This is a genomic window from Tamaricihabitans halophyticus (genome assembly GCF_004340875.1).
Classification (GTDB): domain Bacteria; phylum Actinomycetota; class Actinomycetes; order Mycobacteriales; family Pseudonocardiaceae; genus Tamaricihabitans; species Tamaricihabitans halophyticus.
The window spans coordinates 427,877-450,611 of sequence record NZ_SLXQ01000001.1 but is presented as its reverse complement, the minus strand read 5'-3'; the positions used below and the strand labels follow the sequence as shown (position 1 = coordinate 450,611).

The window sequence follows — 22,735 nt, the reverse complement described above, 5'->3', positions numbered from 1 at the left end:
CGATGCAAAGAATTCCACATTGGATCAATGGGCAGCGCGCGGCTGGTGCCAGCGGCCGGTTCCACGAGGTGACCGATCCGGCGGCCGGAAAGGTTACCGCGCGGCTCGATCTCGCGGATACCGATGAGGTGGATACCGCCGTCGCGGCCGCGGCCAAGGCATTCGAGAGCTGGTCGGCTAGCTCGCTTGCCGCGCGCACCAGGATCCTGTTCGCCTACCGGGAGCTGGTGGACCGGCATGCCGATGAACTGGCTTCACTGATCACCGCCGAGCACGGGAAGGTGCATTCGGACGCGCTCGGCGAGGTCGCGCGTGGCCTGGAGATCGTCGAGCTCGCCTGTGGCATTACCCAGCTACTCAAGGGTGAACTGTCCACTCAGGTATCGGGCGGGGTGGATGTGTCGAGCATCCGCCAGCCGCTCGGCGTGGTCGCCGGGATCACCCCGTTCAACTTCCCCGCGATGGTTCCATTGTGGATGTTCCCGGTGGCGATCGCCTGCGGCAACACGTTTGTGCTCAAGCCAAGCGAGAAGGATCCGTCCGCGGCGTTCCGGCTGGCCGAGTTGGCAGCCGAAGCCGGCCTGCCGGACGGCGTGTTGAACGTGCTTGGTGGGGACAAACCCGCGGTGGACAGGTTGCTCACCCATCCAGACGTGGCCGCGGTCAGCTTTGTCGGTTCCACGCCGATCGCGCGTTATGTGCACGAGACGGCGAGCGCGCAGGGCAAACGCGTACAGGCACTTGGCGGCGCGAAGAACCATATGCTCGTGCTGCCGGATGCGAACCTGGACCTGGCCGCGGACGCTGCGGTGAGCGCAGCCTACGGATCGGCCGGCGAGCGGTGCATGGCGGTATCCGCCGTGGTAGCCGTGGAGCCCATCGCGGATGAGCTGGTTGGCAAGATCGCTGAGCGCGCCCGTCGGCTGCGGATTGGCCCGGGCGCCGATCCGGCGTCCGAGATGGGGCCACTGATCACCAAGGAGCACCGGGATCGGGTGGCCGGCTATGTGCCACAGGCACGCGAGCAGGGTGCCGATGTGGTCGTGGACGGTACCGACTACACGGTGGCTGGCCACGAGGACGGGTTCTTCACCGGTGTCAGCCTGTTAGACAGAGTGACACCGGACATGGCCGCCTACCGCGATGAGATCTTCGGGCCGGTGCTGTCCGTGGTGCGGGCGGGCAGTTATCAGGAAGCGATCGAGCTGATCAACTCATCCCCGTGGGGCAACGGCACGGCGATTTTCACCAGGGATGGTGGGGCGGCTCGCCGGTTCCAGTTGGAGGTCGAGGCCGGCATGGTCGGGGTGAACGTGCCGATTCCGGTTCCGGTCGGGTATCACTCGTTCGGTGGCTGGAAAGCCTCGCTGTTCGGCGAGCACCACGTGTACGGCAACGACAGCGTGCACTTCTACACCAAGGGCAAGGTCATCACGACTCGTTGGCCGGACCCGGCCGACGGCGGCGTGAACCTCGGCTTCCCGCAGCACACCTAAGTTGTGTTGTCCTGACGCGCAACTTCGCATACTCGCCGAGGGCGATCGGGAGTAGGTGTGCGGCGGGCCAGCCTCCGCCGCACCGCGTTCTTTAAGGTACTTACGGTCAACCGCCGCTGCGGGTTCGGTGACCTCGCGTAATCGCGTTCTTTAAGGTTAGCGGGGTCCAGATCAGGCGGCCAGTGGTGTCGCGATGCAGGCGCGGCCGGATTCGGTGAGGATCGCGGGTACCCGAGTGTGGGCACTTGCGGGCATATCGGGCCGGATCAGGCCGCGCGCGGCGAGTCGGTGCGCGGTGTGCTGGTCGCCGCACCAGCAACCGTCGATGAGCAGGTCCGGTACGCAGCCGCAGACGATTTCACCCCGGCCGGCGGCAACGGCCCGGAGCAACGCGATTTCCCTGCCGGTGAGCGCGGGCTCGGTGGTAGTCACGAGAAGCTCCTTTGCTTCGCGGATCTTTCCGGTGTAACGCTGTACTCAGTTAAGACTCGGCTGGCAACTCGCCGGTTCCCCGGCGCGGCTGGTTCTTGCGCGGTTTACCCGTTTTTTAGCGATGCCCGCGAGGCGGCGGGTAGCGTTCAGCCGGCAAACCGTCGGCCCTGTCCTTACGATGGCCGGATGGATTCGCTCGCCGACCCCGCGGTCCGCACTTTTCTGGAAACTGGCACTCGCACCGGCAAGGTCGCCTTTGTGGCCCGTGACGGCCGCCCACTCGTGGCGCCGATCTGGTTCGTCGTCGAGGGCGAGGAACTGCTGTTCAACACCGGCAAGGACACCGCGAAGGGCCGTGCGATCGCCCGCGATCCGCGGATCGCGCTGAGTGTGGACGTTGAGCACCCGCCCTACGACTTCGTGCAGGTGCAGGGCGTGGCCAGCACATCGGAGGATCCCGCGGAACTGCTGCGGGTGGCCACCGCGATCGGCGGTCGGTACATGGGCCTCGATCGTGCCGAGGAGTTCGGCAAACGCAACGGTGTACCCGGTGAGCTGGTCGTCCGGGTGCGACCGACCAAGATCATCGTTGGGCTGAACGTAGCCGACTGAGCCGGCGGCCGGCCCGTCCGCCGCAAATGTGCTACACAAGATTGACGTATTGGTTGTCTTGTGTAGAAACTAGTAAGCGCCGAACGCCCACCACGTGGAGGAGGCGCTTGCTATGGCTATCGCCGTCCAGCGGGAATCTGATGACGCGGCCGAAGCAGGAAGCGCGGACGGTCAGCAGGCGGAAGTGCCGATCGAGGTTTCCTTTGATCGCCATCCGGACAGCTACCGGCACTGGCGGCTGCGGGTGGATGGTCCGGTCGCCTGGTTGGCGATGGACGTCGACGAGCAGGGCGGCCTGCGGCCCGGCTACGAACTCAAGCTCAACTCCTACGACCTCGGCGTGGACATCGAACTCTACGACGCGACCCAGCGGTTGCGTTTCGAGCATCCCGAAGTGCGCGCGGTTGTCGTCACCAGCGCCAAGGACGGTGTGTTCTGCGCCGGCGCGAACATCCGAATGCTGGCCGCGGCCGCACACGAGTGGAAGGTGAACTTCTGCAAGTTCACCAACGAAACCCGAAACGGATTCGAGGATGCCACCGCGCATTCCGGACAGACCTACCTCGCGGCGGTCAACGGCACCTGTGCGGGTGGCGGCTACGAGATCGCGCTCGCCTGCGAAGAAATCCTGCTGATCGACGACAACTCGTCCACCGTCGGCCTGCCCGAAGTGCCGTTGCTCGGCGTATTGCCCGGCACCGGCGGGCTGACCAGGGTGGTGGACAAGCGCCGGGTGCGTAAGGACCGCGCCGACGTCTTCGCCACCCGACCGGACGGGGTCAAGGGCAAAACCGCCGTGGACTGGAACCTGGTGGATGGCCTGGTGCCGCGCAGGGGATTCACCGAGGCGGTGGCGCGCAGGGCCAACGAGCTTGCCGCGCGCGGCGAGCGGTCCACCGCGGTGCGCGGTATCGAGCTCACCCCGCTGCACCGCGAGGTCACCGCGCAGGGAACCGAGTACGAGCACGTATCGGCTCGGTATGACCGGCAGACTGGCACGGTCGAGATCACCGTACGTGGCCCAGCTCCCGGAGCGCCAAGCCTGGCCGAGATTCACGAAGCCGGCCCGCGGGGCTGGCTGCTCGCGATGACAAGGGAACTCGACGATCTGATCCTGCGGCTGCGTACCAACGAGGCCAGCCTGGGGACCTGGGTACTGCGCACCGAGGGCGATATCGCCGCGGTACTCGACTACGAGCGGGTGGTGCTCGGCGCGGCGGCGAACGACTGGCTCTGCAACGAGATCGTGCACTATTACAAGCGCACACTGAAACGGCTCGATGTGACAAGCAGGAGCCTGGTCGCGCTGCTCGAACCGGGGAGCTGTTTCGCCGGGCTTCTTTTCGAGCTCGCTCTCGCCAGCGATCGTCAGTACATCTTAGACGGTCCGCCGATTGACGACGAGGAAAGCGAGCTGCGCGCATCGGTCGCGTTGTCCGAAGCGAACTTCGGCGTTTTCCCCATGGGAAGCGGAATCTCCCGGTTGGAGTCCCGGTTCTACGGATCTACCGAACATCTCGACTGGCTGCGCGGAGAGCTCGGCAGGGAGCTGGAACCCGCCGAGGTAGCCGAGTTGGGTCTGGTCACCGACGCGCCGGACGATATCGACTGGGAGGACGAGGTTCGGCTGGTCATCGAGGGACGCGCGGCACTGAGCCCGGATGCGCTGACCGGGATGGAAGCAAACCATCGGTTCGTCGGACCGGAAACGATGGAAACGAAGATCTTTGGCCGCCTCTCCGCATGGCAGAACTGGATCTTCACCAGGCCGAACGCGGCCGGCGGGGACGGGGCACTACGCAGGTACGGCACCGGGCAGAAAGCCGTCTTCGACAGGAAGCGGGTATGACGTTATGCCGGACAAGATTGACTACGACGCGAAGATCCCGAACAACGTCGATCTCTCCAGCGACCGCCGGCTGCAGCGGGCACTCGAGGGCTGGCAGCCGAAGTTCATGCACTGGTGGGGCGAGATGGGGCCAACACTGGAAACCCACGGCGTCTACCTGCGCACCGCGGTCTCCGTTGGGCGAGAGGGTTGGGCGCATTTCGATCACGTGGTTCCCGATCAGTATCGGTGGGGAGTTTTCCTCGCCGAACGTGATCCGGACCGGCGGATCGCCTTCGGCGAACACCAGGGTGAGCCCGCCTGGCAGCAGGTGCCCGCCGAGTATCGCGCCGATCTGCAGCGACTGATCGTGATCCAGGGCGATACCGAACCAGCATCCGTCGAACAGCAGAAGCTACTCGGGCTGACCGCGCCGAGCCTCTACGATCTGCGCAACCTGTTCCAGGTCAATGTGGAGGAGGGACGGCATCTCTGGGCGATGGTGTATCTACTGCACGCCTACTTCGGCAAGGAAGGACGCACCGAAGCCGAGGCGCTGCTGTACCGCAACTCGGGCAGCCCGGACGCGCCGCGCATCCTCGGCGCGTTCAACGAGGAGACAGCCGACTGGCTGGCGTTCTACATGTTCACCTACTTCACCGACAGGGACGGCAAGTACCAGCTGGGCACGCTGAAGGAGTCCGGATTCGATCCGCTTTCCCGCACCTGCGAGTTCATGCTCAAGGAAGAAGCGCACCACATGTTCGTGGGCACCACCGGAGTGGACCGGGTTGTGCAGCGCAGCGCGGAGCTGATCAGGGAGTTCGACACCTTGGACATCGGCCCGCGCGGTGGCATCCCACTGCAGATCATCCAGAAGTACATCAACTTCCACTACACCGTCTCGCTCGACCTGTTCGGCAGCGAGACCTCGACGAACGGGGCGAACTACTACACCGCGGGGCTGAAGGGCCGCTGGCAGGAGACGCGCCGCAAGGACGATCACCAGCTGACCAACGATGTCGGAATACTTGAGCGCCCCCGCGCGGACGGCACCTGGGAAACCGAGGAGATGCAGGCCATCCTGCTGCTGAACCTGGACCTGCGGGCCGAGTACATGGCTGACTGTCAGACAGGTATCAAGCGGTGGAACCGTATCCTGGAGAAGCACGAGATCGACTTCCAGTTCAAACTCCCGCACCCTGGCTTCAACCGGGATGTCGGGATCAACGCTAGCCAACACATCACTCCCGAAGGCACCATAGTTGACGAGGCGACCTGGCAGCAGGGTAAGCACAACTGGCTGCCCACCACGGAAGACCTGACCTTCGTGCGCTCGCTGATGCAGCCGGTTTACGAGCGCGGCAAGATCGCCAGCTGGGTCGCGCCACCGACCAACGGAATCAACGGCAAACCCTTCGACTACGACTATGTCCACCTCCCCTGACTCCCGAGCCACTTCCTCTGCGAAGGGCGGACATCATGGCTCCCACCACATTCCAGGGAGAGTTCAACGCGGCTAGCTATCTCGTGGATCGCAATCTCGTTGCGGGCGCGGGGGAGCGGGTCGCGGTACGCACTCCCGCCCGAACCCTGAGCTACGCCGAGTTGTCCACCGAGGTGCGGCGGGCCGCGGCCGGATTGCGCCAGCTCGGCGTGCGCCCCGAGGAACGGGTGCTGCTGTGCCTGCCGGACGATGTCGAGCTGTTCACCGCGATCCTCGCCAGTATGTACCTCGGTGCCATCGCGGTTCCGGTTTCCACCATGCTGACCGGCCAGGAGCTCGGCAAGCTGGTTACCGACTCGCGCGCGACGGTGGTGCTCGGCGCGGCCGAATACGAGGCGAACGTGCGCGCGGCGGTGCGAGATGCACCGGATGTCCGGCATCTGGTGTGGCAAGGCGGCGTGCGTGACCCGGTGGCCGGGTTGGACTGCCATAGTTGGGAAGCAGTCGCCTCCGCCGACCCGGCCGAGGTCACCGCGGCCTTTCCCAGTTGGCCCGATTCGCCGGCGCTCTGGCTGTACACCTCGGGAACTACCGGTACCCCGAAAGCGGCGATGCACCGGCATACCGATATCCGGTTCGTCGCGGAAAACTACGCGCAGCGGGTGCTGGGCGTCGGCCCGCGGGATCGATTCCTCTCGGTGGCCAAACTGTTCTTCGCCTATGGCATCGGAAACTCGATGTTCTTCCCGCTCTCGGTCGGCGGGACCGCGCTACTCGAACCGGCGCGTCCGAACCCACAACTGATCGCCGATCGGGCAACCGCCGACTCGGCGACGCTGCTGTTCGGGACACCCAGCTTCTGGGGGCCGTTGCTGGCCAGCGGGGTGGCCGACGGCGCGTTTTCTACCGTACGTCAAGGAGTTTCGGCCGGTGAGGCGCTGCCGGCCCGGATGTTTCACGGGATGCGGGACCGGTTCGGTGTCGAGGTGCTTGACGGGATCGGTTCAACGGAAATGCTGCATATCTTCATTTCTAATCGGCCGGGTGAGGTTCGACCGTCCTCATCGGGCGTTCCGGTTCCCGGCTATGAAGTGGAGATCAGGGATTCTTCCGGCGTGCCGATCGACGAGCAGGGCGTTCCGGGTGAGCTCTACGTTCGCGGGGACTCGGCCGCGATTGGCTACTGGTGTCGGGCGGGCGTGTCCAGGGAGGTCTTCCTCGGCGACTGGATGCGGACCGGGGACACCTACCTGCGCAATTCGGACGGCACGTTCAGCTGCCTTGGCAGGTTCAACGATATGCTCAAAGCTGGTGGTATCTGGGTCGCGCCGGCCGAGGTCGAGGACCGGCTGCTGGAGCATCCCTCGGTTGCCGAGGTCGCGGTGGTTGGTGTCGCGGACGAGGATGGTCTGGACAGGGTGACCGCCTGCGTGGTGCCGAAGCAGGGGCACGGGGTGGCCGAGGACGAGCTGATCAGCTGGTGCCGGGAGACCCTTGCCGCGTTCAAACGGCCGCGAGCAGTTGTGCAGCTCGCCGAACTACCGAAAACCGCCACCGGCAAGATCCGGCGCAATGTGCTGCGTGAGATGCTTGCGGTCACCGTGGATTCGACCGAGCCGGCAGCGGTGACTACGGTGCGGTCATGATCGATGGTGAGCTGGTTGTTGACGCGCATGTGCATGTGCCGAAACTGGCCACGCTGAAGCCGGCGTGGCTGCGCTGGGCCGATCAGTTCGCCAAAACGCATCCATGGCGGGACGCCTACGATGACGCGGGCGTGCCGGTTCCGGCGCGGTTCGATGCGCTGCTTGCCGAACAAGGCGTGGATCGCGCGCTGCTCTTCTGTGAGTACAGCCCACGGGCCACCGGGATCCAGCCGATCGAGGACAACCTGCCGTTGGTTGAGTACAACCCCGATCGGTTTCACCTTGTGGCAAGCGTCAATCCGCATCTACACCATCCCTTGGTGTCTGAAGTGGAGCGTCAGCTTGCGCTCGGTGCGGTCGCGTTGAAGCTACATCCGGTGCACGCGGGCTTCTCGCCGGCGGACAAGGAGTTGTACCCGGTTTACGGGCTGTGCGCCGAACGTGGCGTGCCGGTCATCCTGCACTCCGGTACCTCGACGTTCCCCGGGGCACGGGCGAGTTACGGGAACCCCGAGCTGCTTTCCGATGTGGTCGAGGATTTCCCTGAGGTGTCGTTCGTGTTCGCGCATGGCGGTCGTGGGTGGTGGTATGACGTCGCGGCTTTCCTCGCGTTGGCGAGGGAGAACGTCTGGCTGGATCTTGCCGGCCTGCCGCCGGCGAAGCTCCCCGAGTACTACGCGCGCTTTGATCTGGCCAAACTGGCGGCGAAGTGGATCTTCGGCACCGATTGGCCAGGTGTGCCTGGCGCGGCGGCGAATGTGGCCGCGCTGCGCGCGCTCGGGCTGCCGGCGGGTCTGTTGCGCGCGATCCTTTCCGGCAACGCCGCGAAGCTCTACCCCGCGCTCGACCTCTGACCCCGCGGCCAAACCTAGTCGGAAGTGCGGGCGGACCAGCAGCGTTGCGCGGCCGGTCGCCAGTCCACATGCTTACGGTGAAACAGCTCGGCTGCCTGGGTGCCGCTCCAGTTGGCCGGCAGCAGTTCGGCCGGCAACTGTGGATCGAGGAAAGGGAACCGGCGCCATTCGTGCACCAGCTTCGTTTGCGCGCGCAGCGCATCCTCGTCATCGGCCGGTTCACGATTGTCGAACTCCGCGATGAACCGCTCGTACCGCGCTTCCAGATCGGACAGATCCCAGGCCCTGGCGACCATCGCGTGTTGGCTGCCGATCGGGCCGTAGCTCGCGGTGAACGACATCGCGTCGTCGGCCAGTTCGAGTTCGCGCAGGATATCGCCGGCCTCGTCGGCACGGCTGGTGTCCGGGCTGACCCACACGCCGGCCTCGGGCGAGCCAAAACCCGCCCAGCTCAACTGGGTGCGTAACCGGTGTCGTAGTTCCCGCTTCGTCTCCGGTACGGAAACCAGCAGCACCAACCAGTCGCCTGGCCATTGCCGCTCGGCGCTACCGAAGCCGTAGATCCGCCTCGCTCCCTCGCTGAGTAGCTTCCGCCCGGGTTCGGTGAGCGACCAGCGGACCCTGCGGCCAACGCGCTCGGAACCGAGCCACCCCTCGGCCGCGGCTCGTGCCAGTGCCTGCCTGGCTGATTTCTCCTCGACCTCGAACATCGCGAGCGTATCCACCAGTGTCGCCGTCCACACTGGACTTTCCCGGGGTAGCACGAACTCGCCGAGCAAGGTCATCAACAGGGATCGGGCGCTGGTGTGGCTGACTTCGCGGCGCCTGCTCAGCGCCGGCCCGCCACTTACTTCGGCCATTGCCGCCTCGCTCATCCCGTGTGCCACCTCATTCGCCACCCGGCAACCGGATGCCCTCGAACGCGATCGTGGCGATCGTATCCGCGATGGTGTGCAGGTCATCGTCCCTGCGTGGCCGGTACCACTCGACAAGCGAGTTGACCATGCCGAACAGTAGGCGTGCGGTGGTCGCCGGGTCGATATCCGCGCGGATATCCCCGTCGATCGCGGCCTGTTCCACCAATGCGCTCACGATATGGTCGAATTCCCTGCGCTTGGCCAGCGCATCCCGTTCGACCTTGGTGTTGCCGCGCACCCGCAACAGTAGCGTGACGAACGGCAGGCGGTCGGCAAGCACCGTCACACTGCCGCGCACCAGGAACTCCAGCTGGTCGATCGCGCGACCCGGCACGGTCCTGGCTTCCTCGACTACGGCGAATAGCCCATCAAGGGCCCTGCCAACGGCCAACCGGAGCAGCTCCTGCTTGCTGGACACATGGTGGTAGATCGCCGATTTCGTGATGCCGAGCTTGCGGGACAGATCCTCCATGCTCGTACCGTCGTAACCGCGCTCGTTGAACAATTTCACCGCGATCCGCAGTAGCGATTCCAGGTCATAACCTGGCCGGCCCCTGCGGGCGGTGCGGGTTGTCGGTACGGCCATACGGTGAGTATCGCAGGATCAGGCGGTGGGCACGCGCCCGGCGACAAGTGCCGCGGCGCGGCCTGCCACATCCGCGGTGTGCTCGCGGTCCAGTTCGGCCAGCGCCACCACGCCGATACTGGCGTTCGCTACCTCCCATGCGCCGGGCTGTAGCTCGTCGCAGGTGACCGCGGCGCGCTCGCCAGGTACCGCCGGCCGGCCGGCGAGGATCGCCACTCCCGCGGCGCTGACCGCGCGCCCACAACCGCAATCTTTAGGGATCTTGCGGTCTGAGCGGGGGCTCTGGCTATTAGGGTTACCCCGTGCGGTTGGGTACGAGTCGAGGTTGGAGGCGTCGATGACGGTCCAGGGTGGCGCGTTGCGCAGGCTCGCCGAGTTCGTCGGGCGCTGGTTCGCCGTGTTGGTTGTGCTCGGCGGGGTGGTCGGGCTGGTGATCCCGGATCAGGCAGCCGTGGTCTCCGACTATGTGCCGCTGCTGCTCGGCGTCATCATGTTCGGCATGGGGCTGACCCTGCGGCCGGCGGACTTCGCGCTGGTGCTGCGCAGGCCGCTCGCGGTACTACTTGGCCTTGCCGCCCAGTTCCTGATCATGCCGCTCATCGCGGTCGGGGTCAGCTGGCTGCTCGGGCTCTCCGGCGCGTTGCTGATCGGTATGGTGCTGGTCGGCTCGGCGCCAGGGGGCACCGCGTCCAACGTGATCGTCTACCTGGCGCGCGGCGATGTGGCGCTTTCGGTCACGCTCACCTCGGTGGCGACCATGCTCGCGCCGCTACTCACCCCGTTGCTTGTGCTGTGGCTGGCCGGGTCCAACCTGCCCGTCGGCTTCTGGGAGCTGTTCGTCTCGATCGTGCAGGTCGTGCTGGTCCCGGTGATCGCGGGAGTGCTGGTGCGGGCGGTTGCCGGCCGGCGGGTGGACCGGGTGCTGCCGTATCTGCCGCTCGTTTCGGTGACCGGCATCGTGGTGGTCGTGGCCGCGGTGGTCGGGGCGAACGCCGAAGTGGTGCTGGGTAGTGGGCTGCTGCTGATCCTCGCGGTGATCCTGCACAATTGCTTCGGGCTTGCGCTCGGCTACTTTGCCGCGAAGCTGGCCCGGCTGAACGAATCGTCCAGCCGGGCGGTCAGTATCGAGGTTGGCATGCAGAACTCCGGCCTGTCGGCAAGCCTGGCAACCACTCACTTCGAGCCGCTTGCCGCCCTTCCCGCGGCGCTGTTTTCCGTGTGGCACAACGTATCTGGTGCACTACTCGCGACGTTCTGGGTTCGCCGGCCGGCCGAGCCGGCGGATCCCGCGGGCGGCACCGACCCGGACAGGGTCATTCGGTCGTAACCCGTTCCGGCTCTTCCTGCTCGCTGGTCTTCTTGGCGTCCGCGACCAGCCAGCGTCGGAACGAGATCAGCACCAGGGTGAGCACGAAGATCAGCGGGAACGCGGTCACAATGGACAGTGTTTGCAGCGTGTCCAAGCCGCCCGCGTACATCAGCACTACCGAAACGCTGGCAAGTACGACTGCCCAGAACACGCGGTGCCACCGGGCGGGATCGGCGTCCCTCGGCAACTCCTTGGACGCCGCGCTGGCCATCGTGTACGCCGCGGTGTCCAATGTGGTGGCAAGGAAGATCACGAGCAGTACCACGAACGCGAGTAGCGCGACCCCGCCCAGGGGCAAATTGGACATGACCGCCATGATCCCCGCGGTATCGCCCTCCTGGGTGACCAGATCGGCAACCGAGACCATGTTCTTGATCTCGTAGAAGAGCCCGGTGTTACCGAGCAGTGCGAAGGCGACCCAGCAACCGAGGCTGCCGCCGATACACATCGCGCCGATCATGCCGCGAATCGTGCGCCCCTTGGAGATCTTCGCGACGAACAGCCCGACGAACGGCGCGTAGGCGATCCACCAGCCCCAGTAGAAGATCGTCCAGTCTTCCTCGAACCCGGATGCCGCGACAGGGTCCGTGTAGAAGCTCATGTGCACGATGTTCTGCAGCATGAACCCGACGCTGTTGGTGAACGTGTCGATGATGAACACGGTCGGCCCGGCGATCAGGATGAACACCCCGAGCGCCCCGGCCAGCCAGACATTCAGATTGGCCAGCCGCTTGAGACCCTTCTGCAGGCCGAGGAACACGCTGGCGCCGAACAGTGCGGTCCACGCGACGATCACCGCGATATCCAGCGCGACCCCGCGCTCCACCCCGGTGACCGAACTGATCGATGCGGAGACCACGGGCACCTCGAGGCCGAGTGAGGTGCCCGCGGCGCCAATCAGGCCGAAGATGAACAGCACGTCGATCAGCCGACCGAGCCAGCCGTCCGCCCGATCGCCGATCACTCCACGGCAGGCGTCCGAGAGCCGCAGTGTCTGCTGCTTGCGCACGTGGTAGACGTAGCTCAACGCCAGTGCGGGCAGGCAGAACAGTGCCCATGCGGTGATGCCCCAGTGGAAGAGCGGGTATGCGGTCGCCCAGTCCGCGGCTGCCACACTGCGAGACTCCGCGCCCATCGGCGGATCGTCGTAGTAGTACGCCCACTCGATGACGCCCCAGTACATCAGGCCGCCGCCGATACCGGCGGTGAAGATCATCGAGATCCAGCTCAACGTGCTGAACTCGGGCTTGTCTTTCGCGCCGCCAAATTTGATCTTGCCGTACTTGCTGAAGGCCAGCCAGATTAGCAGCCCAGCCACCGCCACCGCGAACCACAGGTAGAGCCAGCCGAATTTGCCGGTCAGAAAACCGAGCACCGCGTCGAGTGCCTGCTTACCGCGATCCGGGTCGATCGCGACCGGGACCACGATGATCGCGACGAGAAGCAGGGACAAACCGAATACGCGTTTATCGAGCCGCACTTTCGCGGTTTTCGCAGTGATGGGGGAAACACCTCCACACATCGACGACAAGGCCAAGCGCACGCAATCGCGTTGCGAACTGATTGACCAATCAGTCATTCAGTTGGGTGAGTACTTTGGCGTGAATACTGCCTTGGGTCAAGCCCCGAGGCAGTATTAGCAGGTAAAAGCGTTCTCGTTGAGATACACGCTATGCGTATAAGTAAGAACGATCTGTAGTGGAAACCGCGATTGTCGCAATTCAATCGGCTAGCGTTCTGGCGGGATCTTGCGGTTGCTAACCCTCGGTCAGCCGTTCGCTGATCTCGGTCGCGGCCGTCACCAGGCGTGCGGCGAGCTCGGGGAAGCGTTCTTCCGATACCCGGTCCTGGGGGCCCCAAACGCTGAGTACCGCGATGGGGCGCTGCCGGGTGTCCAGTACCGGTGCGGCGACGCCATTGAGTTGGCTCTCCATCTCGCCGACGCTCACGCTGTACCCCTGCGCGCGTATCTGAGCCAGCTCGGTGCGCAGCGTGTCGGTGTTCGTACGGGTTGTTGCGGTGTACTCCACCAGTGGGCCAGTGAGCATCGCGTCCACCTCGGTCTCCGGTAGCCAGGCGAGCAGCGCCTTGCCGGCGGATGTCGCGTGTACCGGGACTTGCCTGCCTAGCCAGCGTGCGCTGAGCACCAGCGGTGGTGCTACTTCGTCCACATAGGTCAGTCCAAGTCGTTGTGCCACCGCGATATTCGCCGTCTCGCCGGTTTCCACGCACAACTGTTCAAGCACGTCGTGTGCGCGGCGGATCAGGCCGGCGACACTGGCCGTAGTCGCTAACCTGGCGACCTCGAAGCCGATCGCGTACCGGTTGGTGAGCGGATCGCGTTCCACTAGCCCGTGATGTTCCAGGGTGGCGAGCAGCCGCCATGCGGTCGCCCGGTTGAGCCCGCAGTCCGCGGCGAGTTCGGCCGCCGGTTTGCCTTCGGGGGCGGCCGCCGACACCGCGCCGAGCAGCGCGACCGCTCGGTCCACCGACTGCACCCGGTTGCCGGCATCCTTCGTGCCCACCTGGTGTTGTTCATCCGGCGCATGCGCCGCTGCCATGTTCTTCCTCCCGCCGATTCGGCATCAGCCTAATCGGGGTAATCCGTGCGACGTCTTGACGCCACGACCACCCAACCGTACTGTCGCATATTGCGAATGCTCATCGCACATTACGAACATCGGGTGGGTGAATGGCCAATAGCGAGGAGCGGATAGTCACGCCCTATGAGGGCACCGGGCATCGGGACTGGCACGGCGAGGCGCCGGTGCCGGCGCCGCTGTGGCTACACGAGGCCCCGGTGAGTCCAAAGTGGGTGGACTACAACGGGCATATGAGCGAGTCCTGCTACCTGCTCGTCTTCGGGGACAACTCGGACGCGTTCTTCCGGTACGTGGGAATTGGTGAGGAGTACCGGGCAAGCGGGAAGTCGCTGTATACGGTGGAATCGCATGTGCATAACCGGCGCGAGGTCGCTGAGGGCGAACCGCTGCGGTTGAGCCTGCGACTACTTGACCACGACGCCAAGCGGGTCCACCTTTTCCACGAGATGTGGCACGGCGGCACCCAGACGCTGCTTGCCACGGCCGAGCAGCTACTTGTGCACGTGGATGCCCACGCTGGTAGGTCCTGCCCGATCCCGGACTACCTGCACGAGCGGATCGCGGCGGTACACCGCGCGCACGCCGAGCTACCCGTCCCCGAGGTGGTCGGCCGACCGATCGCCATCCCGAAGAAGCGTGAAGGTAGCCGGAACGGCCAGCAGCAGGAAGCCGGGCGGAGGTAGCGATGGACTTCGAACTCACCGACGAGCAGCACATGATCGTCGAAACGGTCCGCAAGTTCGTGACCACCGAACTGGATCCGCACGCCGACGAGGTGGAGCGGTCCGACCAGGTGCCACCGGAGCTGGCCGAACGGATCAGGCGCAAGGCGATCGAGTCGGGGCTCTACGCGGCGAACATGCCGGCCGAGCTCGGCGGTGGTGGGCTGGACGCGGTCAGTATGACACTGGTCGAGCGCGAGCTGGGCAAGGCGAGTTTCGCCTTGCAGACGCTGGTGGCCAGGCCGAGCAATATCCTGCAGGCCTGTACCGGCGCACAGCGGGACCGCTACCTGCACCCGGCCATCGCGGGTAAGCGGCATGACTGTCTCGCGATGACCGAGCCTGGCGCCGGTTCGGATATTCGCGGGATGACGACTCGGGCGGTTCGCGATGGCGACGAGTATGTGCTCAACGGGACCAAGCACTTCATCAGCCACGCGGATATGGCGGACTTCGTGATCCTGTTCGCGGTCACCGGTGTCGAGCAGACCGCGCGCGGCGAGCGGAACCTGATCTCCGCGTTCCTGGTGGACATGGGTACGCCTGGTTTCACGGTGCGGACGGGTTCGGCGTGCGTGTCACACCGCGGTTACCACCAGTGTGAACTGTCGTTTGTGGATTGCCGGATCCCGGCAGAGCAGCGACTGGGCGAGGAGGGCCGCGGCTTCGAGCTGATGAGCGAATGGCTGGGTGCCAGCCGGCTGACCGTGGCCGCGACCAGCGTCGGCCGCGCCCGCAGGGTGCTCGACCTGACCACCGAATGGGCGGCCGAGCGAGCCCAGTTTGGCCAGCAGATCGGCCGTTTCCAGGGCGTGAGCTTCCAGCTCGCGGATATGGCTACCGAACTGGAGGCCGCCGAACTGTTGACCATGCGGGCGGCCGCGCGGTTGGACGCGGGCACGATGACCGACCAGGACGCGGCGATGGCCAAGCTCTACGCATCCGAAGCACTGGCCAGGATCACCGACCGGGCGGTGCAGATCTTTGGCGGCATGGGGTTGATGGCCGAACTGCCCATCGAGCGCTACTGGCGAGATGCCAGGGTGGAGCGGATCTGGGATGGCACCAGCGAGATCCAGCGACACATCATCTCCAGGTCGATGCTCCGCCCATTGGGCTGCTGAACCGAGCCAGCACGACAAGTCCGTAGCCGCATCCGGTTGCGAAGCGGCACTCATCGCATCTCCTGCCCACAGCGCATGTTAGTGACGAGAATCGAGGCGGATGTGGAATCGACGCAAAGCCCGTCCAAGTTGCGCCGGCTGCTTGCCCCCCGAACGATCGCGACTTTCGGTGGAGCCGCTGCCGCCGAGGTGATCCGGCAGTCCCGCGACATCGGCTATCTTGGCGAGATCTGGCCGGTACATCCACGCCGGAACCAGATCGAGGACCTTGGCTGCTACTCGAGTGTTGCCGAGCTGCCGGATGCGCCGGATGCGGCGTTCATCGCGGTGCCAAAGGAATCGGTCGTTCCAGTTGTCGCGGAGCTGAACTCCCGGGGCGCGGGTGGCGCGGTGTGCTACACGGCCGGATTCGCCGAACACGGCGAGGATGGCGCCCGGCTACAGCGCGAACTGCGCGCGGCCGCCGGGGACATGCCGGTAATCGGGCCGAACTGTATTGGTGTGCTGAACTATCTGGACGGTGCGGCGCTGTGGCCGGATCAACACGGTGGTAACCGGGTGGATCGGGGCGTGGCGATCCTGACGCAAAGCGGGAACATCGCGCAGAACCTCACCATGCAGCGCAGGTCGCTCCCGATCGCCCACGTGATCACCGCGGGAAACGCCGCGGTGACCGGCATTCCGGAGTTGATCGAAGCCTTGCTCGCCGATCCTCGGGTGACCGCCATCGGCCTGCACCTGGAGGGCATCGCAGATGTTGGCGCCTTCGCTTCGGCGGCGCTCGCGGCGATCCGGCAAGGGGTGCCGATCGTCGCGCTGAAGACGGGAAGTTCCGAACTCGGCGCCCGCACGAGCCTTGGCCACACCAGCTCGCTCGCCGGGTCGGACGTGCTGTGGGACGCGCTGTTCGCCCGGCTGGGTATCGCCAGGGTGCACGAGGTCAGCACCTTCCTCGAGACGCTGAAGTTCCTGCACGTACACGGCGGTCTCACCGGCAGCCGGATCACCACGGCCAGCTGCTCCGGTGGCGAGGCCGCGCTGATCGCGGACGTCGCCGAGCGATACGGCGCCGAGCTTCCCGAACTACCGGAACCGGTGACCGAGCGACTCACTGAGGTGCTCGGGCCGAGGGTGCATGTGGCGAACCCGCTCGATTACCACACCTTCATCTGGGGTGATCTGGACGCGCAGCGGGCATGTTTCGCGGCGCTTTTCGATGCCGGGGTGGATGCGCAGCTACTGATTCTGGACTTCCCGGACCAGGCCCGCTGCGATCCGGCGAACTGGGAGAAAACACTGACGGCCTTCCAGCAGGCGCGCGAGGGTGCCGGTATGGCCGCCTGTGTGGTGAGCTCGCTGCCGGAGGGGATCCCGGACCAGGTGCGCGAATGGCTGATCACCGAGGGGATCGCGCCGATGCAGGGGATGGCCGACGCCATCCGCGCGATCACCTCGGCCGCGCTGATCGGCAAGGCACAGCGCGGCGCGGCGGAGCTACGTGCGCCCGATCCGCGGCCAGAGCTTGCCGAAGGCTGCTCGTTCGACGAGCGGGCCGCGAAGGTGGCCCTTGCCGAGTATGGCGTGCCGGTACCGGCTGGGCTCGTCGTCCGCGACAGGGAGCAGGCGGTGCACGCGGCGGAGGAGCTGGGTTATCCGGTCGTGGCGAAAGCGTTGTCCGCTGATCTTGCGCACAAGAGTGAGGCCGGCGGCGTGCATATCGGACTGTCCAGCGCCGATGCGGTACGTGCCGCGGTGACCTCGATGAGCGGTCTGGGGCAACGGTTTCTGGTTGAGCGGATGGTGCCGGATGCGGTTGCCGAGCTGATCGTCGGCGTGCACCGGGATCCGCAGTTTGGCCTCGCGTTGACCGTTGGCTCGGGTGGTGTGCTGGTTGAACTGTTGCGGGACACCGCGACCGTGCTGTTGCCGGCCACTCGCGCCGAGTTACATGCCGCGCTGACTTCGCTGCGGTGCTGGCCGATGCTCGCCGGTTACCGGGGTCGGCCGGCCGGTGATGTCGCCGCGGTACTGGATGCGATCGAGGCTATCGCGGAGTACGCGCGCACCGCAGACGTTATCGAGCTCGACGTGAATCCACTGCTGGTGCGCCCGGAGGGCAGTGGAGCGATCGCGGTTGACGTACTGCTCAACAAGGCACCGGACGAGACGCGGGTGGCGTCCTAATCGGATGGAAAGGACACGAATGGATCCGGTACGGCTCGATGTGGACGGCGAAGTACTCGTCATCACGCTGGATCGACCAAAAGCGAACGCGATCAACGTGGCCACCAGTAATGCGCTCTACGCGGCGTTTGACCGGCTGCGCAATGACGACGCGTTGCGGGTAGCGGTACTCACCGGTGCCGGCGAGCGGTTCTTCTCGGCTGGCTGGGATCTGCATGCCGCGGCCGACGGCGAAGCGATCGACGCGGACCACGGGCCAGGCGGATTCGCCGGACTGACTGAGCTCTTCACGTTGGGCAAGCCGGTGATCGCGGCGGTGAACGGGCTTGCCTTCGGCGGCGGGTTCGAGCTTGCCCTCGCCGCCGATCTGATCGTGGCGTCCGAACATGCGGAGTTCGCCCTGCCCGAGGTGGGTATCGGGATGATCCCGGACTCCGGTGGGGTGCTGCGGCTGCCGAAACGGGTACCTCGCGCACTGGCCACCGAACTGATGATGACCGGTCGCCGGCTGCCCGCGACGGAGGCCGCGCGCTGGGGATTGGTGACTCGACTTGCGCCGGCCGGCGAGCTGTCCAATGTGGCGCTCGAGCTGGCCAGGCAGATCAGCGCTGGCGCCCCACTCGCGATCGCGGCGCTGAAGGAAGTACTGGCCGAGACCGAAGCGCTCGACGTGGCCGCCGGTTACCGGCGGATGCGGGACGGCACGCTCACCAGCTACCAGCGGATGCTCACCTCGGCCGATGCGGAAGAAGGGCCACGTGCCTTCGCCGAACGGCGTACTCCGAAGTGGACAGGAAGCTAGCTAGCGAAGCAAGGTCTGGATATGCGGGGCAGCGAAGACCGTATCGGCGAGTTGTAGCGCAAGGCCGGTCATCCCGGCACGCGACCCCAGTGAGCTGCGCTCGATCGTCAATCGCCTGGTGGCAAGGGGAAGTGAACGCTGGTACACGCGTTCCCGTACCCCGGCCAGCAGCTGCTCGTTGGTATCCGCGAGCTGGCCGGCAACTATTACGGCCGCCGGGTTGAGGATGCTGACCGCGGTCGCCACCGCTTCGCCGAGCAGTCGGCCAGCGCGGCGAGCGAGGCCAACCGCGGGGGGCTCACCGGCGCGCAGCAGCGCGGCTACCTCGGCCACGGTGGACAGTTCGTGGCCATGCGCGCGCAGCTCGCGGACAAGTGCCCAGCCGCCAGCGTAGGCCTCGACGCAACCGGTGTTACCGCAGCGGCAGGCTGGCGGCTTGGAGTCCCCAGCGAGCAGTGCGGGCACATGGCCGATATCACCGGCCGCGCCGTAGGCGCCACGCAGAATCCGTCCACCTGAGACGATCCCGGAACCGATGCCGGTGCCGGCTTTCACCAGTAGCAGATGGCCAATGTCCGGGTAGGCACTGCGCTGCTCGCCGAGTGCCATCACGTTCACGTCGTTGTCCACCACGGTCGGGCAGCCGTACCTGGTGGCGAACTCGCCGCGAATATCGAAACCGTCCCAGCCGGTCATGATCGGCGGCGCGATCACCCTGCCGGCCTCGAACTCGACGGGGCCGGGCACGCTGATCGCGATGCCCCGGACCGGCCGGGTGCCGCCGGCGGCAAGCAGCTCGTCGAACTCCGCCGCGACCTGGCCCAGCACGGTTCGCGGGCCGGCCGCGATATCGACGGTCGCGGTACGTTCCAGCGCGATCCGGCTGTCCAGATCACAGAGCGCGGCGCGTAGCCCGGATGCTCCGGTATCGCAGACGAGTAGCCAGCCGCTGGTGGTGTGGAAGGCGAAGCGCTCAGCCTTGCGCCCGCCGGTGGATTCACTCGAGCCAGCGGGCACCAGTAGCTCGTGCTCGAGCAGCGTGTGCAACCGCTGGTTGACCGTGGCACGGGCGAGCCCGGTAAGGGCCATCACTTCAGCCCTGGTCAGGCTCGCGTGCTGGCGAAAGAGCGCGAGCACCTCGGCGAGCCCCTGCGGCGCTGGATCGGTCATCCGGTCATCCTCCCCTAGCCGACATCTTAGACGGTTTGATCAGAAGATCGATATCTTTTGATTGTCATTGAACAGAAGATTGGCTAGCGTGCCGGTACGAGCTCTTCGCGAGGAGGCGATGAGATGCCCAGCGCCCGCCGGCCGGTGCCCGCCGTGCTGGCTCTTCTTGCGGTCAGCTGCGTGCTGGCCGGTTGTGCGCCGCCGGATCGGTCAAGCGAGGTTGCCGCGGTGATCAAAGGGCTGGACAACCCGTTCTTCCAGGCGATGGCGGACGGTATCGAGGACACCGCGCGGGGCGAGGTCACGGTACAAGCCGCACAGTCCACGGCGGACACCACGGGCCAGGCCGACAAGCTGAGTGCGGTGGCCGTGCAGGGTTTCGGCTGTTACATGATCAATCCGATCAGCGGAACGAATCTGGTGCAGTCCCTGAGTGGGCTCGCCGAGCAGGGCAAGCCGGTGATCAATATCGATAGCCCGGTCGATCCGGCCGCGGCGCGGCTCGCCGGCGACCCGCTGACCAGCTACGTGGGTACGGACAACCAGGATGCTGGCCGGTTGGCTGGGGAGTTCCTTGTCGAGCGGTTACCCGCCGGCGCGGCCGTGGCACTGATCGGCGGTACCGGTGGCGATGTCACCAGTACCGACCGGCTCACCGGATTCCGGCAGGCGGCGAGCGACCGGCTACGTGTGGTGCAGACGGTGGCCGTCGACGAGTGGAGCCGTCCACAGGCGTTGACCAGAGCGGAGGAGATCCTGCGTGGCCAGCCGGAGCTGACCGCGTTCTTCGTGGCCAATGACGACATGGGGCTCGGCGTCAGCAGGGCGGTGGCCAACGCCGGCCGTGCGGACGAGGTTCAGGTGGTCAGCGTGGATGGGACCGAGGAGGGGCTACGCGCGGTCGCTGCCGGTGGCTTGGCCGCCACGGTTGCCCAGTATCCCTACACGATTGGCGAGATGGGTATGCGCGCCTGCCGTGCCGCGGTGGCTGGGCACCGGCTACCGGCCACCGTCGAAGCACCTGTCGCGCTGGTTGACAAGGCCAATGTGGACAAGGCGCTGGCCGCCTTCCCACGACCTTTCGAGGAATACGACGATCCGTATCAGCGGCTGCTCGCGCGATAGGAAGGTGGCGGGATGGCTGGCTTGGCAACAGAAGCAGGTTCGGTTCCGGTTGACGAACCGCGCGAACCGCTACGCGAACGAGTGCGGGACATCGGTTTCTGGGCGGATTGGGCCGCCGCGATCGGGTTGCTGGCGATCGTGCTGGTCTTCGGGATCGCCAGCCCGAGCTTCCTGACGCTCGGCAACATTGAAGCGATGCTGGTTTCCGCCGCGATCCTTGTGGTGCTCGCGGTCGGGCAGGCCTTCGTGATCAGCACCTCGGGAATCGACCTTTCGATCGCCTCAGTGATGACCTTCGGCGCGGTGGTGCTCGGTCTGCTGTACGCCGCTGGCTGGCCGATCCTGTTCGCCTGTGCCGGTGGGGTGCTCGCCGCCGCCGCGGCTGGTGCGGTGAACGGTCTGCTCGTGGCGAAGGGAAGGGTGCCCGATTTCGTGGTCACCCTTGGGATGTTCTCCGCGGCCTCCGGCGCGGCGCTGATCCTCTCCGATGGTCAACCGACTGATGTGGTCGACCCCGCGCTGCTGACGCTGGCGAGCGGTTCGGTTGGCCCGATTGGCTACTCGGTGATCGTGGCCGCGGTGGTAGCGGTGCTCGGGCATATCGTGTTGTTCCGCACCAGATTCGGCGTGCACGTACTGGCGACCGGGGGCAATGCCGAGGGCGCGCGGGCGATGGGCGTGCGCATCGGCAGGGTACGGCTCGTCGTGTACCTGATTTCCGGTGTGCTCGCCGGGCTCGCGGCGATCCTGCTTGTCTCCAGGCTTGGCGCGGCCGAGCCGGCAATCAACACCACCTACCTACTCAACGCGATCGCCGCGGTGGTGCTCGGCGGGGTGAGTCTGCGCGGTGGCCGAGGCAGTATCGCCGGACCAGTACTTGGCGCGCTGTTGCTCACCGCCCTGACCAATGGATTGACACTGCTCGGTATTTCCCAGTTCTACCAACCGCTTGCCGTCGGCATCGTCGTCGTGCTGGCCGCACTGTTGATGAGGTATCAGCGATGACCGGACCCACTTCGCCCATCTCGCAGGATGTGCTGCTCGGAGTGGAGCAGCTGAGCAAATCGTTCGGCAACGTGCGGGCGTTGCGGGATATCTCGCTGTGGCTACCGCGTGGGCAGATTACCGCACTGGTTGGCGACAATGGTGCCGGAAAGTCCACATTGGTGCGGGTGCTTTCCGGGGTGCACCAGCCGGATCATGGTCGGGTTACCTTCGCTGGCCAGCCGGTTCGGTTCGCTGACCCGCAAGCGGCCAGGTTGGCCGGAATCGAGACGGTGCACCAGAACCTCGCGCTGGTGGACGAACTGACCGTATGGCAGAACCTGTTTCTCAACCGGGAACTGGTTCGCCGGCTCGGCCCGTTCGCGGTGCTCGATCGTGGGGCCATGCAAGTGAAAGCTCGGGAAATGCTCGCCAGGCTTTCCGTCAACGTTCCGCCGGTGCGGGCCAAGGTACAGCGGCTGTCCGGTGGCCAGCGGCAGGCGGTCGCGATCGCCCGTGCCGCCGGATGGGGGTCGAAGTTGGTGATTATGGACGAGCCAACCGCTGCACTTGGTGTGCAGGAGACCGCGCGAGTGGAGGAGCTGATCGCTGGTTTGCGCGCGGAAGGCATGACGATTCTGCTGATCAGCCACAACTTCGAGCAGGTGCTGCGGCTTGCCGACCGGGTGTGGGTACTGCGCTCTGGTGCCCTGGCTGGTGGCCGGCTGACCACCGAGACGACCGGGGAAGAACTGGTCGGCCTGGTTACCGGGGCGATTGCTGGCTAAGTGTTGTCGCCACGGAATCTATTGTTACCGAAAGGGGATGTGCTCA

General features: G+C 65.8%; 21 protein-coding genes. 14 read left to right on the top strand and 7 right to left on the bottom strand.

Features of this window, described 5'->3' with window-relative positions; genetic code table 11:
• Nucleotides 1-2: 2 nt before the first annotated feature.
• The gene (locus EV191_RS02090) at nt 3-1,496 is read left to right on the top strand and encodes a CoA-acylating methylmalonate-semialdehyde dehydrogenase (RefSeq protein WP_132875074.1); all 1,494 of its coding nucleotides are present in this window, start codon (nt 3-5) and stop codon (nt 1,494-1,496) included.
• 171 nt (nt 1,497-1,667) lie between these two features.
• Here EV191_RS02090 and EV191_RS02085 read toward each other — a convergent pair whose 3' ends face one another.
• Nucleotides 1,668-1,928 (bottom strand): hypothetical protein, encoded by a 261-nt coding sequence (locus EV191_RS02085; protein WP_132875073.1) that lies wholly within the window; start codon nt 1,926-1,928, stop codon nt 1,668-1,670.
• 186 nt (nt 1,929-2,114) lie between these two features.
• On the opposite strand from EV191_RS02085, the gene EV191_RS02080 reads away from it, so the two are divergent.
• The 5 genes from EV191_RS02080 (at nt 2,115) to EV191_RS02060 (ending at nt 8,315) form a co-directional block, all read left to right on the top strand.
• Entirely contained in the window at nt 2,115-2,540 is a 426-nt protein-coding gene (locus EV191_RS02080; RefSeq protein ID WP_132875072.1) for a PPOX class F420-dependent oxidoreductase, read from the top strand.
• 112 nt (nt 2,541-2,652) lie between these two features.
• Nucleotides 2,653-4,389: a 2,3-epoxybenzoyl-CoA dihydrolase gene (gene boxC, locus EV191_RS02075; protein ID WP_132875071.1), complete on the top strand. Its 1,737-nt coding sequence runs from the start codon at nt 2,653-2,655 to the stop codon at nt 4,387-4,389.
• Nucleotides 4,390-4,393: 4 nt separating this feature from the next.
• Nucleotides 4,394-5,815, top strand: a complete 1,422-nt coding sequence (gene boxB, locus EV191_RS02070; protein WP_132875070.1) for a benzoyl-CoA 2,3-epoxidase subunit BoxB — start codon at nt 4,394-4,396, stop codon at nt 5,813-5,815.
• 35 nt (nt 5,816-5,850) lie between these two features.
• The gene (locus tag EV191_RS02065) at nt 5,851-7,461 is read left to right on the top strand and encodes a benzoate-CoA ligase family protein (RefSeq protein ID WP_132875069.1); all 1,611 of its coding nucleotides are present in this window, start codon (nt 5,851-5,853) and stop codon (nt 7,459-7,461) included.
• Nucleotides 7,458-8,315: an amidohydrolase family protein gene (locus EV191_RS02060; protein WP_132875068.1), complete on the top strand. Its 858-nt coding sequence runs from the start codon at nt 7,458-7,460 to the stop codon at nt 8,313-8,315. Before EV191_RS02065 ends, EV191_RS02060 begins: the two co-directional genes overlap by 4 nt.
• A 14-nt stretch (nt 8,316-8,329) precedes the next feature.
• Here the strand turns inward: EV191_RS02060 and EV191_RS02055 are convergent, their stop codons facing one another.
• Genes EV191_RS02055 through EV191_RS02045 form a run of 3 tightly spaced genes read right to left on the bottom strand, consistent with a single transcriptional unit; the run spans nt 8,330 to nt 10,034 of the window.
• Complete coding sequence (locus tag EV191_RS02055) at nt 8,330-9,190, bottom strand: PaaX family transcriptional regulator (protein ID WP_132875067.1); 861 nt, start codon at nt 9,188-9,190, stop codon at nt 8,330-8,332.
• 13 nt (nt 9,191-9,203) lie between these two features.
• Nucleotides 9,204-9,818, bottom strand: a complete 615-nt coding sequence (locus tag EV191_RS02050; RefSeq protein WP_132875066.1) for a TetR/AcrR family transcriptional regulator — start codon at nt 9,816-9,818, stop codon at nt 9,204-9,206.
• 18 nt (nt 9,819-9,836) lie between these two features.
• Complete coding sequence (locus tag EV191_RS02045) at nt 9,837-10,034, bottom strand: hypothetical protein (RefSeq protein ID WP_132875065.1); 198 nt, start codon at nt 10,032-10,034, stop codon at nt 9,837-9,839.
• Between the two features lie 121 nt (nt 10,035-10,155).
• On the opposite strand from EV191_RS02045, the gene EV191_RS02040 reads away from it, so the two are divergent.
• Complete coding sequence (locus EV191_RS02040; protein WP_132875064.1) at nt 10,156-11,145, top strand: bile acid:sodium symporter family protein; 990 nt, start codon at nt 10,156-10,158, stop codon at nt 11,143-11,145.
• Here EV191_RS02040 and EV191_RS02035 read toward each other — a convergent pair.
• A complete protein-coding gene (locus EV191_RS02035) occupies nt 11,132-12,667 on the bottom strand; it encodes a BCCT family transporter (protein WP_207894371.1) in 1,536 nt (511 codons plus the stop codon). The two genes, EV191_RS02040 and EV191_RS02035, sit on opposite strands and share 14 nt — an antisense overlap.
• Nucleotides 12,668-12,944: 277 nt before the next feature.
• Entirely contained in the window at nt 12,945-13,748 is an 804-nt protein-coding gene (locus EV191_RS02030; protein WP_132875062.1) for an IclR family transcriptional regulator, read from the bottom strand.
• A 131-nt stretch (nt 13,749-13,879) separates the two neighbouring features.
• Here EV191_RS02030 and EV191_RS02025 point away from each other — a divergent pair, with 131 nt between their 5' ends.
• The 4 genes from EV191_RS02025 (at nt 13,880) to EV191_RS02010 (ending at nt 18,622) form a co-directional block, all read left to right on the top strand.
• Nucleotides 13,880-14,473 (top strand): thioesterase family protein, encoded by a 594-nt coding sequence (locus tag EV191_RS02025; RefSeq protein ID WP_132875061.1) that lies wholly within the window; start codon nt 13,880-13,882, stop codon nt 14,471-14,473.
• Nucleotides 14,474-14,475: 2 nt separating this feature from the next.
• On the top strand, nt 14,476-15,636 hold the full coding sequence (locus tag EV191_RS02020) for an acyl-CoA dehydrogenase family protein (RefSeq protein ID WP_132875060.1): 1,161 nt from the start codon (nt 14,476-14,478) through the stop codon (nt 15,634-15,636).
• A gap of 81 nt (nt 15,637-15,717) precedes the next feature.
• Nucleotides 15,718-17,820, top strand: coding sequence for an acetate--CoA ligase family protein (locus tag EV191_RS02015; protein ID WP_243658702.1), 2,103 nt, complete (start codon nt 15,718-15,720; stop codon nt 17,818-17,820).
• 19 nt (nt 17,821-17,839) lie between these two features.
• Nucleotides 17,840-18,622, top strand: coding sequence for an enoyl-CoA hydratase-related protein (locus EV191_RS02010; protein ID WP_132875058.1), 783 nt, complete (start codon nt 17,840-17,842; stop codon nt 18,620-18,622).
• On the opposite strand, the gene EV191_RS02005 is transcribed toward EV191_RS02010, so the two are convergent.
• Nucleotides 18,623-19,792 (bottom strand): ROK family protein, encoded by a 1,170-nt coding sequence (locus EV191_RS02005; RefSeq protein WP_132875057.1) that lies wholly within the window; start codon nt 19,790-19,792, stop codon nt 18,623-18,625.
• Between the two features lie 123 nt (nt 19,793-19,915).
• Between EV191_RS02005 and EV191_RS02000 the strand changes: the two genes are divergently transcribed.
• The 3 genes from EV191_RS02000 to EV191_RS01990 are packed head-to-tail and all read left to right on the top strand — an operon-like array spanning nt 19,916 to nt 22,689.
• The gene (locus EV191_RS02000) at nt 19,916-20,917 is read left to right on the top strand and encodes a substrate-binding domain-containing protein (RefSeq protein ID WP_132875056.1); all 1,002 of its coding nucleotides are present in this window, start codon (nt 19,916-19,918) and stop codon (nt 20,915-20,917) included.
• 12 nt (nt 20,918-20,929) lie between these two features.
• Nucleotides 20,930-21,922, top strand: coding sequence for an ABC transporter permease (locus tag EV191_RS01995; RefSeq protein WP_132875055.1), 993 nt, complete (start codon nt 20,930-20,932; stop codon nt 21,920-21,922).
• Nucleotides 21,919-22,689, top strand: a complete 771-nt coding sequence (locus EV191_RS01990) for an ATP-binding cassette domain-containing protein (protein WP_132875054.1) — start codon at nt 21,919-21,921, stop codon at nt 22,687-22,689. Before EV191_RS01995 ends, EV191_RS01990 begins: the two co-directional genes overlap by 4 nt.
• The last annotated feature ends 46 nt before the right edge of the window (nt 22,690-22,735 follow it).